Origin of the sequence: Marinomonas algicola (genome assembly GCF_014805825.1) — a bacterium.
GTDB lineage: Bacteria > Pseudomonadota > Gammaproteobacteria > Pseudomonadales > Marinomonadaceae > Marinomonas > Marinomonas algicola.
The window spans coordinates 824,428-836,664 of sequence record NZ_CP061941.1 but is presented as its reverse complement, the minus strand read 5'-3'; the positions used below and the strand labels follow the sequence as shown (position 1 = coordinate 836,664).

Below are 12,237 nucleotides of genomic sequence, written 5' to 3'. Positions count from 1 at the left end.
GGAATGCGCATGAAAATAGATTTTTCTTTTCAATGGCAGCAATTTTCTGATGCAGACGATTTTTTGGGGGAAACATTTAGAACACGAGGTTTTCGATTTTCTGGACCAAAAACAGACGTGGTCTGTCATTTGATCAATCACAAACCAAAACCAAGCACATCAAAGGCTATTTTATACCTTCATGGGTATACGGATTATTTTTTCCAAGCGGATTTAGCAAAAGATATGCAATCTAATGGCTACGGCTTTTATGCTTTAGATTTACAAGGATATGGCCGTTCTATTCGCTCTTATAGCCCACCAAACGACTGTGAATCCTTAGATCAGTATTTTAATGATCTGGCCATCGCATTAGACATTATGCAACAAGATGGCATTGAAGACGTTGTCATTCTTGCTCATTCAACCGGAGGCCTTATTGCATCTCGTTTCCTTCAAGAATGCACATCTAAGTCAAATAGACAGAGAGATAAGTCAAATACGCAGACTCATAAATCACCCAAAATAATAGGGCTTATTTTAAACAGCCCCTTTCTTTGCCTCCCTTTTCCACCTCATAAAATTAAGCAAATGACGGGGCTAATATCGTTACTAACTCGTCTTTTTCCCTTTTATAAAAAACAGACATACGAAGACAAGCTCTACGCTAAAACACTGCATAAGAAATTTGGTGGAGAATGGGATTATCGTCTCGATTTTAAACCATCAGGCGGGTTTTATTTATCCTTTAAATGGTTGCAAGAAATCATTCGAAATCAAGATCAGTTAACCAAACACGCTATCAACTTACCCACTTTATTGTGCCATTCTCAAAAAAGCACTTATAACGCGACCACCGTAGCTGAGATGTCTCAAGGAGATGGTGCGCTCGATGTGGACAGCATGACATTAGCGGCAAAATCGATCTATCAAAACTTAACCACACACGCCATCCCTCATGGCTTTCACGACCTTTATCTGTCTCCTCTAAAAGCACGTCAAGACTACTTATCGGCTATTTCAAACTGGTTAAATGCATTAAAGCAAGTGTAATAAAAAATAAGTAAAAAACCGCTTCAATGAGTCTTTCTTATATCTATAAAATATCGGTCCTACAGAACAAAAAAAACGAGCCAGAGCTCGCTTTTTGATTGCCAATTAAGTGACTACTTTAATGCGTTCGCATGATGCTCTAAGTGATCATCTATAAAACTGGAAATAAAGAAATAACTGTGATCATAACCTGGCTGACGGCGAAGTATCAGAGGGTGTCCTGCTTTATTACAAGCCGCTTCAAGTGCCTCAGGTTTAAGCTGCTCTACTAAGAAATTATCAGCTTCCCCCTGATCAATCAACAGCGTTAAGCGCTCACTCGCGCTTTCAGCTTGCTTTTCTACTAAACAAGTGGAATCCCATTCCTCCCATGTCGTTTTGTCTTCCCCTAAATACCCTGTAAAGGCTTTTTCACCCCAAGGACAATTCGTCGGATTAACAATCGGCGCAAAAGCTGAAACAGATTGATATTTACCTGGATTTTTCAACGCGCAAATTAACGCACCATGGCCGCCCATTGAATGACCTGAGATCGAACACTTCTCGTTCACAGGAAAGTTTGCCTCGATCAAATGCGGTAGTTCCTGCACAACATAATCGTACATGTGGTAAGTATTCGAGTAAGGCGAAACCGTCGCGTTCAAATAAAAACCGGCCGCGGAGCCAAAATCGTAATTTTCATGCTCATTTGGGTAATCCGTACCGCGAGGGCTGGTATCTGGGCACACAATAGCCAAACCCAATTCAGCGGCTTTGCGAAACGCCCCCGCTTTTTGCGTGAAGTTTTCATCATTACAAGTGAGACCGGATAACCAATATAACACAGGTACTTTTTGCGTTTCGGCCTGTGGAGGAAGGTAAATGGCGAAAGTCATCGAGCCTTTTACCGATAAGCTATCGTGACTATAACGCTTTAACCAGCCGCCGAAGCTTTTCGTACTAGAAAGTAATTCCATCTTGTTACTCCTTTTTTTATCGGGTAAATACGTTACTTATTTTTGAAGATGAGACTTGTAAACGATGCTGTGAATGCCACATTGTCATGCACAAGCCTCAACCTTTTTGTCGAAAAGCTTATTGATCAAAAAGAATAACAGTTCGAATACTCTTACCTTCGTGCATAAGATCAAAGGCGTCGTTAATTTGTTCCAAGCCCATGGTGTGAGTCACAAATGGATCAATTTCGATTTTTCCATTCATATAATCTTCTACGTAGCCTGGTAATTGGCTGCGGCCTTTTACACCACCAAAAGCAGAACCTTTCCAGACTCGACCCGTCACTAGCTGGAATGGACGGGTAGAAATTTCTTGCCCAGCGCCCGCTACGCCAATGATAATGGACTCGCCCCAACCTTTATGGCAGCACTCCAGCGCTTGACGCATAATTTGTACGTTACCGATACATTCAAACGAATAATCTACGCCACCCTCTGTCATATCAACGATCACTTGTTGAATCGGTGCATCGAAGTTTTTCGGATTAATACAGTCTGTCGCGCCAAATTGCTTCGCCATTTCGAATTTAGATTCATTGATGTCTATGGCAATAATACGACCTGCACCCGCCATGCGAGCACCTTGGATAACAGACAAACCAATGCCTCCTAAACCAAAGACAGCAACCGTTTCACCCTCTTCTACCTTTGCCGTATTCAATACCGCACCAATGCCTGTGGTGATACCGCAACCCAATAGACATACTTTTTCCAACGGCGCATCAACATGCACTTTTGCCAATGCAATCTCAGGAACCACACTGTATTCTGAGAAAGTAGAAGTGCCCATATAATGGAAAATTGGCTCGCCATTTATACTGAAACGACTGGTGCCATCGGGCATTAAGCCTTTACCTTGCGTTTCACGAACCGCTTGACACAAGTTAGTTTTACCAGATCTACAGAATTTACACTCACCACATTCTGCCGTGTAAAGAGGAATCACATGATCGCCTGGTTTAAGCGTTGTTACACCTTCGCCAACAGACTCTACAACGCCCGCACCTTCATGCCCTAAAATCGCAGGAAAAATACCTTCTGGATCTTCACCAGATAACGTAAACGCATCCGTATGACACACTCCCGTTGCAACCATGCGAACTAGGACTTCTCCCGCTTGCGGATCTTGTACATCAATTTCTTCTATTTTAAGTGGTTGACCTGGGCCCCAAGCAACAGCAGCTTTACATTTCATCGTGTTCTCCAAATTATGTGTCTAATAAACAGTGTCATTAAGTGTAGACCTAAATATTTCCAACGATAATAGCCATTTCAGAAAATGATTGTTGCCATATAACAACAATTATTTAAAATAGAGATCTTTAAGTTACAATGTAACAAAATCGTTTTGATTAATATTTAGAACCATACTATTACCTGACCACATTCCATGCTGCATAGCGGCTTGTTGAGATACATCTCAACCTAGCAGAGTGCTGGCTTAATTAGCTTAGAGAGAAAAGTATGAAAAACTGGGAATCTATGGAAGCATTCATAGAAGTCGTTCGACAGGGTAGCTTTTCAGCCGCCGCCATTAAACTTGATGTTTCCGCTTCTCATATCAGCCGCTTGATCTCTCAATTAGAAGCGGATCTGGGCACCACTCTTTTATTTAGAACCACTCGACGCATTCGATTAAGTGAAGCTGGTGAGCTGTATTATCAGCATTGCCGCGATTTACCCGAAGCACTCAGCAGTGCAGAAGAAATGATTTCAACTCTGAACCAAGCACCAATTGGTGCGTTTAAAATGACCTGCGCCACCACTTTTGGGGAACGCTATATTGCGCCTTTAATGAATGACTTCTTATTAGATCACCCTAAGATCGATTTAGATTTCCACCTTACCAACCGAGCAGTAGATTTAATCGAAGAAGGGTTTGACCTAGCCATTCGTATGGGCTCTATGAAGGATTCAAGTCATTTATCACGCCGCTTATGCGATCGAGTCGAATATCTGTGCGCTTCTCGGCACTATATTGACCAATACGGCATGCCTCATACCTTAACCGAGTTGACGAAACACCGCTGCTTGATAGGCTCCAAAAATCATTGGTTATTCCAACAAAATGGTCAACGTAAAGAGGTGAAAGTCTCAAGTCAATGGCGCAGTAATTCAGGTCCTGCCTTGTTAGATGCGGTTCGAAAAGGATTGGGGATCGCTCAACTACCGGACTATTATGTAAACGAAGATATTGCGAATGGAAAGTTGATCGCCTTACTCCCACAGTATCAATACCCTTATAGCGGCGTCTGGTTGGTGTATCCAAAAGCCCGACAACCCTCGCCAAAATTACAAGCCATTTGTGATTACCTTATTCAGCGCTTTCAAAAAAACTCAACATTTGCTTAAACTCACTCATGTGTTTAAATACTGGCAAAACGAATCAGTAAGCGAGCCTATGTTTTCACAAGAAGATCTCATTCAAATTGCACGTCAATCTATGCCGTTTGGTAAATACCAAGGAACATTGTTAATTGATTTGCCTGAACCCTATTTGATTTGGTTTCAGCACAAAGGATGGCCTGAAGGTAGACTGGGAAATTGGCTTCAACTTGTCTTAGAAATCAAAATAAATGGTTTAGAAAGTTTAGTTGAACCTTTAAAAAAACCGATTGCTAGCTCGAGTACAAAAGTGAAGAAAAGAATTACCTTTGATTAGAAGGTATTAAGTTGTTTGCATAGATAAGAGACGGTCTACTTTTTTCTAAGAAATTTTTTCACATACCAGCAACTTGCTGTTATTTGAAAATTATTGTCGTTGGCCCATTTTAACCCTGCTCTTACCAACCTCTCAGCAATACCCTGGCTTCGGAGTGTTTCAGGGACAAACGTGCTGTAAAAATCAACGTATGATGGCCCTAGGTCATTATCAACAATGAGCTTATATTTCAGTATCGCCATATCATTATCTTGTTCAAATTGAAAAAGTTGTTGCTCTGGAGAATGTTTCAACATAATCGACCTTTCTAATACCAAGTCTGAGTAACGACTGTGCTCAGATCAAGACCATTGCTCGAGATAATGAATGCCTCCTTTGCACAAAGGCCTCAACCATATAAAAGGCTCTACTCAATTTATAGAGCCTTTCGGTATAAAAGCGATCAATTGATCAATGGTTATGTCCACCAACGCCGTGAGCATGGCCATGAGAAATTTCTTCTTCTGTGGCATCACGAACGTCAACGATTTGAATCGAAAAACTTAAAGCTTTGCCTGATAGTGGATGGTTTAAATCTACTGTCGCATGTTTTAGACCAACCTTTACAACCGTTACTTGGCGCGCGCCTTTATCCGTTTGCACCATGGCAACCATGCCTGGTTTCCAACGCTTAGCACCTTGTAAGTGTTTTACTGGCACCTGCTGTTGACGGTCATCAAAACGTTCACCATACGCATCAACTGCGTCAACATCAACGTCAAACTCGTCCCCAGTTGTTTTGCCTTCCATCGCTTTTTCTAAACCAGGAATAACACTTCCATGACCAAACAAAAAAGCCGCAGGGTCTTTACCCGCCGATGTTTCAATCAATTCGCCTTCGCTACGCAATGTGTAGTGGAACTGCACCACTTTATTTTTTGAAATAGACATTTAATACCTTATTTTATGAATGTATGTTGTAGTGATATTATGTTTTTTTAAACAGAAAATGTCTGTTATTTTTCTTAGTAAAAAAGCAAATATCATGAACTTACGCCTTCCAAAGCAAATTTTGTAGGAAATCACTTACAAAGAAACACACCATATCCCTTACTTTTTTCACGCTTTTCTATAATAATGCTTTATAAGACATTGTATATCGCATCAATACAGATACTGAAAAGAGGTACTTTATGTTTTTCAGCAAAACAAAGAAGGCTAACGCTGTGGAGAGTAATCTTACAGAAAATACAGCCTTAATCGATTCTATTCAAAAAAACATGATGACAATTTCATTTTCACCTGATGGTAAGGTAATCGATGCAAGCGCACTTTTTCTAGAAGCGATAGGCTACACATTAACAGACATACAGGGACAGCATCATAGAATTTTTTGCAGTAAAGAGCACACACAGAATTCCGAATATAACGCATTTTGGCATGAGCTGAATCAAGGCAAAAAAGTATCAGGTACTTTTAAACAATATACGAAAGCAGGCAATCCCATCTGGCTAGAAGCCACTTACTTCCCTGTCGAAGCAGAAGGTAAAGTCACTCGCGTATTTAAGATAGCCAGCGATGTCACGAAAACAAAAACGGATCTAGATAATCAGCAATCTGTTTTAAATGCAATTGACCGATCTTTAGCGGTTATTGAATTTACGCCAGAAGGCGACATACTTCATGCCAATGAGAACTTTACCGCCACTATTGGCTATTCATTGAGCGATATAATAGGCAAACATCATAAACTGTTTTGCTACCAAGATTTCTATGACGAAAACCCAACCTTTTGGCAAGACTTAGCAAAAGGCGCTTTCAGATCCGGTCAATTCAAACGCAAGGACAAAAACGGTAATACATTATGGCTAGAAGCCACCTATAACCCAATCCTTGATAATAAAAATAATGTCATCAAAATCATTAAGTTTGCCAGCGACGTCACTGAAAGAGTAAATAAAGAGCTCGCCACTCGACATGTTACTGAAATCGCTCATTCTACGTCAGTAGAAACGGCTCAAGTTTCAGAAAAAGGTTCACTTGTTTTACAAAAAACCGTCGATATCGCCACGAAAATTTCAACCGATATCGATAACTCATCGATTTTAATTGATAAATTAAACGAACAGTCTGATGAAATTTCAAAAATAGTTACCACCATTAGCAGTATCGCAGATCAAACTAATTTACTTGCATTAAATGCCGCTATAGAAGCGGCACGTGCAGGAGAACAAGGTCGAGGCTTTGCTGTTGTTGCCGATGAAGTAAGGTCTTTAGCCGCTAGGACAAGTACTTCAACAGTGGAAATAGAGAATATGGTCAAACAGAATAGTCTATTAACTCGTGAAGCAAAAGAAAGTATGGTGCAGGTAAAAAACCAGTCAGATCAAAGCACAGAGTTGGTAAATGAAGCGTTCGGCATCATTGATGAAATACGTAAAGGAGCCGAAGACGTCTCTAAATCGGTATCCGACCTGCTCTAGTCCAGAAGTCACACCTTGATTAGGAAGTGGTTTTATTGTTAATCACTTCCAAACTCATCAATCCCCTTTCCACACAAGTTACCTCCAATTATAACGCTATTTTTAAACATGGGTTTAAATTGTAATAAAATGGTAACCAGCCGCTTATAGAGTCTTACGCACTATTAAAGGAGACTCTCTTATGAAAAAACAACGCGCCACTCTCGCTTTCACTCTTTCAGCGGCCGTCTTATTAACGGCTTGCAATACTAATGTGAACAACGAAGTCAATCAGGCAAAAGCTCAAGTAACAGAGACGGTAAAACAAGAATTAAAAAATACAGTTTTATTTGAGGCTCATCATGATGGTCGCCTCTATATTTTCGATAACTTTGCTGTTTATCAAGACTTTCTGGCTCTTGGTGAAACCTCTTATCGTAAAGTACGTATCGGAGAAGGTCCAAAAGGCGAAACCATTGTATTTGGCTTAACCAATGAAGATAAAAAGAAAACATCCGGCATTGCGTCTATCGACATGTACGATGGAAAGCTGAAAGGAGCCAGTGAATTTTACGGTGAAATGTACACCGAAGAAGGCCGCATTTACGTCTTTTCCTCTTTGGAAGAAATGACTCAAGCACGCTTAGTCGGCGAAGTACCTTTACGTTACACAGACATTGGTTCAGGACCAAAAGGTGAAACTGTCGTTTACGCACTTAACAGCGACAACAAGAAGAAAAAACCTGTTGCTTTGATTGCCAAATTTAAAGCAATCCATGCACTTCAAACACCGTAGACAGTTCTCTTCCAAACATAAATAAACGCCGTTATCTAAGCCTAGATAACGGCGTTTTACTCTTTGATACTTAATTTGTGATCAACCTCTGTTCTCGATCTCAGAACATAGACATCACTATCTCATCTTCATTAATAGTGATTTTTTTTACGACTAAAGCCGCCGATTCCTCTAAAGCCGAATGGTTCATCACGTAAACGGGGTTTTCAGAAAAATAACCGGATAATGCCACTTCAAAATCATCATGTAAGGGCCCTAAAGCGGAACGCAATAACTGATCATTAAAGCTTGAGCCATTAACCGCAATCTCTAATACCTTAGGATTGACCAAATAAATTTTTCCCTCGTCAATTCTCACGCCCGCTTGAATGAAGGGCGTCAAATCGGTGTTTATGGAAATGTCTCTTCCTAACATGGTTAATGTACCCGTCATATCTGTCGACAAACGAATTTTTGCAATCCCGCCCTCTTGCGCTGTCAGATCCACCGTCGCGCCTACGATAACCATATCAAGGGTGACTGTTTGCTCGCCCATGGCAACGAGAATACTCTGTTTAGGCTCATCCTTTATACGCTGAGCTATCTCGTCATTTAGTTTGACTTCACTTAAACGGTAGCTATTACATCCACTTAAAAGCACCGCTAATACGATCACAAATAAACAGTAGATTTTCTTCATACTTTTCTCTCAAAATAAGCCACCACAATCGGTTTTATTCGGACTCTGCTCACTACGATTCTATTGATTGGGGTTCTGAAACACCTTGCTGTCCACGTGCCTCTTGAAACCAATACATCATAAAATCTTCTGTCACTTTCTGCTCTATTTCTAGCGCTTCTTCTGTTGGGCAAAATAAGGACACGGTAAACACATTGTAGCCTTCGGCTGTTGTTGTAATTCGGACACTTGGCTCAGGACCTGAGATTGTAATATCTAAACGTTTTTCAATTAAACTGTTATAACGTATTGCAACCTCTTTAAAATGTTCGCTGTACTCTTTAATGCGTTTTAGTATTTGACCTTTCGCCTTAAATAAATTGACCTCGTCAGATTGGCGCGTAATTGAAAACACATGAGTCACGTAACGCCGAGTATAGTTTAAATTTTGCACGGTATGAGTCATAAGTAAACCATTCGGTATTACAGAAGTCCGACCCGTATATTGGTAACTACCTCCTGACATATCGACTTCAAAAAGAGTGGTTGTTAGCCAATCGCTGTCTGTCACCTCACCTTCAAAATGGCCTATTTTTACCCAGTCGCCCACTCGAAAAGGACGTGTACTGGCTTTATAAAAAGCTCCTACAATGCATTGAATAAACTCTTTTGTCGCTATGACCAAAGCCACCATAAAAGCAGCAATAGACAAGGCTAAGTTTTGCAGCTCTGAAAGCCAAATGAAAATCAATCCAACAACTAATACCATATTAAAAATATTATCAATGGTATTAATTTTCTGACGTTTTGAATCGTGCTCTAATTTTTTTGCATCACGAACTGCACGCTTTACATAAGAGCGAATAGCCAATGAAAGAACAACCCAAATAAGCGTTAATACAACTTGTGAATGCTCTTTAAAAAAAGTGAGATCAATCTGATTTAAATCAAAAACCATATTACCTATATCCTATTTTCAAGCGAGTCACTTTAACAACCATTAGGCTAATCAACAATTCAAATCAGCAAAGTATTATAAAAAACTGGACAAGAAAAGAAATAAAGCTGTATATTTATACAGTATAATTTATTAGGGGTGGATCATGCCTGTTATTACAAAATATGTTGTTGAACGCAATGGGGTAGAGAAAATGACTTTTTCTTCAAAAGCAGAAGCAGACGCTTATGACAAACTGCTGGATGTGTCTGATGAACTCTACCAGCTATTAGAAGAAAGTCAGATAATTGATAATGTCCAGATGCTCGAAAAGCTGTCTATGCATTTAGCTGAAAATAAAGACAGCTTACTCATTGCATTAGGAGCCAAAAAAAAGCCAGCGCCTAAGAAAATAAGTAAGGATAAGCCAAAAGCCAATGCCTTAAACGAAACAAAGAATTTGAAAGACATTGTTATCGAAACCGATGAAGAGGCCATGCTCAATACCGATGATATGATCGATATGGACCGTGACCTCGATGAAGGTATTATCGAATTAAATGATAGCGATGAAGCGGCCTAACATTTGCTCTATACCTGCAACACACATTATGCTGGTTAACTTGGTAAACTGAATAACCAAAGCAACCAGCATAAGCTGACACCCAAACTGATTGTTACTCCTACTCTAGGAGTCTTAACTGTAGGCAAAGCATCCGTTTTTAACACCTGCTTTTTTCCGAAAATCATGGCTTTTACTAACCTTTCTTTAAAACAAACTTCATGAACGATGACCGCACCTATATGCAATACCGAAAGTCCAATTAAGGCATTCGGTAAATAATGGTGTACATAAGAAAAAATAGAGAGCCATTCGTCAGTCGCATAATCATAAAACGGGCCATACCAAAAAATATCATCTGTTGAAAACAGGCCACTCACCACTTGCAGTACGAGTAACAAAATCAAAGCCATTACCATTAACCAACCTAATGGATTATGCCCCACTTCAGGAACTGTCTTTTTGTTAAACATGGAAGAGGTATAATGAAACACGTTTTTTATACTGGAACATGCTTGGTAGAAGCGGCCATAATGAGATCCTAAAAAACCATATAGAATACGAGCTACCAGCACGCCAGAAAGTACATAACCAAGATCTACATGTAACTCTAAATAGTCTCCTTCAGATTTGCCTGTTATTACTAATGCCGAAAACACAATGACCATTATCCAATGGAACACCCTAATCGGCCAATCCCAAACCAACTCACTTTTCATTACTTTCTCCGTGTTTGTATTCATTCACAATCTATAAGAGGGCGACAGTAAATCACCTTATTGTTTCAGATTCCAAATAGTAATCCAAAACATAATTTTTATTCCTTTTACTTCCGAATAATATAACCCCATGCTTACAAAATAATAACCATATACGAACTCAATACACATTCAAAAAGGCTCTCCTACTATGTGGATTCTCTCAACGTTAATGGCGGCTTGGTTTCAATCCATGAGAACAGCGCATCAGAACTCTCTCTCTAAAGAGTCTGGAACATTACATGCAACGCTAGCACGATCACTGTTTGGCCTTCCTTTTGTGTTTCTTTATGGTGTTTTTTGTTGGGTAATTTTAGGCGAAATTACGCTTCCCCCAACCCTATCATTTTATTTTTCAGCGCTTATTGGTGCGATAGCCCAAGTTGCAGCAACCTATTTAATGCTGACTCTTTTTAAGACTCAAAGCTATACGAGTGGCACCTTGTTTGCTAAAACAGAAGCTATAATGACGGCGCTATTAGGCTTATTCATCTTTGCGTCTGCGTTATCTTTTTCCGCTTGGGTCGGAATCGTTTTAGGCGTCATTGGCATTGTCATATTAAGCCTAAAAACCTCAATCAGTCTTGCTGGATTTTTTCAAAAAGGCGCATTACTTGGGTTAGCCAGTGGGCTGTGTTTTGCAATAACGTCGCTGTCGGTTACTTTCGCCAGCCATCAATTAGATGGGCATTTAGCAACGAGAGCCGCTTTAACTCTTATTTTAGTTTTAGCGATTCAATCTATTTTACTGTGGTCTATTCAGTCTTATATTGAAAAAAAACTCTTTAGCCCATTCACTAAAAATCTAAACGTAAGCACTAAAGTCGGTTTTTTTAGCGCCATAGGATCGATCGGTTGGTTTACGGCATTTGCATTGGCAAACCCGGCTTTAGTCAAAACGTTAGGGCAAATTGAAGTAATAGGCACACTCTACTATTCAAAATATCGCTTCTCTGAACAAATCAGCTTTAGAGAATGGGTCGGCGGAGGATTTATATTATCCAGCGTTATGATTGTCGCCTTATCAAGCTATTTTTAATGACCATTACAATAAGCTACAAAGTAAGCCTTTTTTTCCTATCCAAAACCGACCCTCAATCTTAAAATAAACTATAATATCCGTGTATTAAAACTATTTTTCACGTTCTCTATGAGGTTCATACTATGCCGTTTCCATCTAGAAATTTAAATTCAATTGATCGAGTGGTTCGTGGATTCATAGGCCTATCCGTTTGTCTTTTTACGTTTTTTTATGGTGAGTTTATCGGAGATTCATTAATTCGAGGGTTACTCTTCGTCTTTGGTGTCTTGAACCTAATCTCCTTTATTTCCTCATGGTGCCCTGTTTATCATTTAGTAAACCTAAGTACTTATAAAGAAAAAGATTAATTTCCAT

15 protein-coding genes are annotated in these 12,237 nt (G+C 39.7%); 8 read left to right on the top strand and 7 right to left on the bottom strand.

The window, feature by feature from the left end; all coding sequences use genetic code 11:
* The first annotated feature begins 9 nt into the window (after positions 1-9).
* Entirely contained in the window at positions 10-1,032 is a 1,023-nt protein-coding gene (locus IEZ33_RS03700; RefSeq protein ID WP_191602376.1) for an alpha/beta hydrolase, read from the top strand.
* A gap of 113 nt (positions 1,033-1,145) precedes the next feature.
* Here the strand turns inward: IEZ33_RS03700 and fghA are convergent, their stop codons facing one another.
* Positions 1,146-1,988, bottom strand: a complete 843-nt coding sequence (fghA, locus tag IEZ33_RS03695) for an S-formylglutathione hydrolase (protein ID WP_191602375.1) — start codon at positions 1,986-1,988, stop codon at positions 1,146-1,148.
* 118 nt (positions 1,989-2,106) lie between these two features.
* Complete coding sequence (locus IEZ33_RS03690) at positions 2,107-3,222, bottom strand: S-(hydroxymethyl)glutathione dehydrogenase/class III alcohol dehydrogenase (RefSeq protein WP_191602374.1); 1,116 nt, start codon at positions 3,220-3,222, stop codon at positions 2,107-2,109.
* Between the two features lie 269 nt (positions 3,223-3,491).
* Between IEZ33_RS03690 and IEZ33_RS03685 the strand changes: the two genes are divergently transcribed.
* Both IEZ33_RS03685 and IEZ33_RS03680 read left to right on the top strand, forming a co-directional pair.
* Positions 3,492-4,379: a LysR family transcriptional regulator gene (locus IEZ33_RS03685; RefSeq protein ID WP_191602373.1), complete on the top strand. Its 888-nt coding sequence runs from the start codon at positions 3,492-3,494 to the stop codon at positions 4,377-4,379.
* A gap of 49 nt (positions 4,380-4,428) precedes the next feature.
* On the top strand, positions 4,429-4,689 hold the full coding sequence (locus IEZ33_RS03680) for a DUF3820 family protein (protein ID WP_191602372.1): 261 nt from the start codon (positions 4,429-4,431) through the stop codon (positions 4,687-4,689).
* A gap of 35 nt (positions 4,690-4,724) precedes the next feature.
* Here IEZ33_RS03680 and IEZ33_RS03675 read toward each other — a convergent pair whose 3' ends face one another.
* Together IEZ33_RS03675 and IEZ33_RS03670 are read right to left on the bottom strand one after the other, a co-directional pair.
* Positions 4,725-4,985, bottom strand: a complete 261-nt coding sequence (locus tag IEZ33_RS03675) for a GNAT family N-acetyltransferase (protein WP_191602371.1) — start codon at positions 4,983-4,985, stop codon at positions 4,725-4,727.
* A 154-nt stretch (positions 4,986-5,139) separates the two neighbouring features.
* Positions 5,140-5,619, bottom strand: coding sequence for an FKBP-type peptidyl-prolyl cis-trans isomerase (locus IEZ33_RS03670; protein ID WP_191602370.1), 480 nt, complete (start codon positions 5,617-5,619; stop codon positions 5,140-5,142).
* Positions 5,620-5,861: 242 nt separating this feature from the next.
* Between IEZ33_RS03670 and IEZ33_RS20815 the strand changes: the two genes are divergently transcribed.
* Together IEZ33_RS20815 and IEZ33_RS03660 are read left to right on the top strand one after the other, a co-directional pair.
* Complete coding sequence (locus tag IEZ33_RS20815) at positions 5,862-7,151, top strand: methyl-accepting chemotaxis protein (RefSeq protein ID WP_191602369.1); 1,290 nt, start codon at positions 5,862-5,864, stop codon at positions 7,149-7,151.
* A 181-nt stretch (positions 7,152-7,332) separates the two neighbouring features.
* Entirely contained in the window at positions 7,333-7,926 is a 594-nt protein-coding gene (locus IEZ33_RS03660) for a hypothetical protein (protein WP_191602368.1), read from the top strand.
* 100 nt (positions 7,927-8,026) lie between these two features.
* On the opposite strand, the gene IEZ33_RS03655 is transcribed toward IEZ33_RS03660, so the two are convergent.
* Complete coding sequence (locus tag IEZ33_RS03655; protein WP_191602367.1) at positions 8,027-8,605, bottom strand: DUF1439 domain-containing protein; 579 nt, start codon at positions 8,603-8,605, stop codon at positions 8,027-8,029.
* Between the two features lie 52 nt (positions 8,606-8,657).
* On the bottom strand, positions 8,658-9,542 hold the full coding sequence (locus IEZ33_RS03650) for a mechanosensitive ion channel family protein (protein WP_191602366.1): 885 nt from the start codon (positions 9,540-9,542) through the stop codon (positions 8,658-8,660).
* 145 nt (positions 9,543-9,687) lie between these two features.
* Between IEZ33_RS03650 and IEZ33_RS03645 the strand changes: the two genes are divergently transcribed.
* On the top strand, positions 9,688-10,104 hold the full coding sequence (locus IEZ33_RS03645; protein ID WP_191602365.1) for a YebG family protein: 417 nt from the start codon (positions 9,688-9,690) through the stop codon (positions 10,102-10,104).
* Between the two features lie 35 nt (positions 10,105-10,139).
* Here IEZ33_RS03645 and IEZ33_RS03640 read toward each other — a convergent pair whose 3' ends face one another.
* On the bottom strand, positions 10,140-10,826 hold the full coding sequence (locus IEZ33_RS03640; RefSeq protein ID WP_191602364.1) for a cytochrome b/b6 domain-containing protein: 687 nt from the start codon (positions 10,824-10,826) through the stop codon (positions 10,140-10,142).
* 166 nt (positions 10,827-10,992) lie between these two features.
* Here IEZ33_RS03640 and IEZ33_RS03635 point away from each other — a divergent pair, with 166 nt between their 5' ends.
* Both IEZ33_RS03635 and IEZ33_RS03630 read left to right on the top strand, forming a co-directional pair.
* Positions 10,993-11,880, top strand: coding sequence for a DMT family transporter (locus tag IEZ33_RS03635; protein WP_191602363.1), 888 nt, complete (start codon positions 10,993-10,995; stop codon positions 11,878-11,880).
* Between the two features lie 125 nt (positions 11,881-12,005).
* A complete protein-coding gene (locus IEZ33_RS03630; RefSeq protein WP_191602362.1) occupies positions 12,006-12,230 on the top strand; it encodes a YgaP family membrane protein in 225 nt (74 codons plus the stop codon).
* Positions 12,231-12,237 lie beyond the last annotated feature (7 nt).

Excerpts from the sequence above, each read along its gene's own strand:
- IEZ33_RS03700 (WP_191602376.1), top strand. The coding sequence starts at position 10 with ATGAAAATAGATTTTTCTTTTCAATGGCAGCAATTTTCTGATGCAGAC.
- IEZ33_RS03635 (WP_191602363.1), top strand. The coding sequence starts at position 10,993 with ATGTGGATTCTCTCAACGTTAATGGCGGCTTGGTTTCAATCCATGAGA.
- IEZ33_RS03645 (WP_191602365.1), top strand. The coding sequence starts at position 9,688 with ATGCCTGTTATTACAAAATATGTTGTTGAACGCAATGGGGTAGAGAAA.
- IEZ33_RS03650 (WP_191602366.1), bottom strand. The coding sequence starts at position 9,542 with ATGGTTTTTGATTTAAATCAGATTGATCTCACTTTTTTTAAAGAGCAT.
- IEZ33_RS03685 (WP_191602373.1), top strand. The coding sequence starts at position 3,492 with ATGAAAAACTGGGAATCTATGGAAGCATTCATAGAAGTCGTTCGACAG.
- fghA (WP_191602375.1), bottom strand. The coding sequence starts at position 1,988 with ATGGAATTACTTTCTAGTACGAAAAGCTTCGGCGGCTGGTTAAAGCGT.
- IEZ33_RS03630 (WP_191602362.1), top strand. The coding sequence starts at position 12,006 with ATGCCGTTTCCATCTAGAAATTTAAATTCAATTGATCGAGTGGTTCGT.
- IEZ33_RS03675 (WP_191602371.1), bottom strand. The coding sequence starts at position 4,985 with ATGTTGAAACATTCTCCAGAGCAACAACTTTTTCAATTTGAACAAGAT.
- IEZ33_RS03640 (WP_191602364.1), bottom strand. The coding sequence starts at position 10,826 with ATGAATACAAACACGGAGAAAGTAATGAAAAGTGAGTTGGTTTGGGAT.
- IEZ33_RS03655 (WP_191602367.1), bottom strand. The coding sequence starts at position 8,605 with ATGAAGAAAATCTACTGTTTATTTGTGATCGTATTAGCGGTGCTTTTA.
- IEZ33_RS03670 (WP_191602370.1), bottom strand. The coding sequence starts at position 5,619 with ATGTCTATTTCAAAAAATAAAGTGGTGCAGTTCCACTACACATTGCGT.
- IEZ33_RS03660 (WP_191602368.1), top strand. The coding sequence starts at position 7,333 with ATGAAAAAACAACGCGCCACTCTCGCTTTCACTCTTTCAGCGGCCGTC.
- IEZ33_RS20815 (WP_191602369.1), top strand. The coding sequence starts at position 5,862 with ATGTTTTTCAGCAAAACAAAGAAGGCTAACGCTGTGGAGAGTAATCTT.
- IEZ33_RS03690 (WP_191602374.1), bottom strand. The coding sequence starts at position 3,222 with ATGAAATGTAAAGCTGCTGTTGCTTGGGGCCCAGGTCAACCACTTAAA.
- IEZ33_RS03680 (WP_191602372.1), top strand. The coding sequence starts at position 4,429 with ATGTTTTCACAAGAAGATCTCATTCAAATTGCACGTCAATCTATGCCG.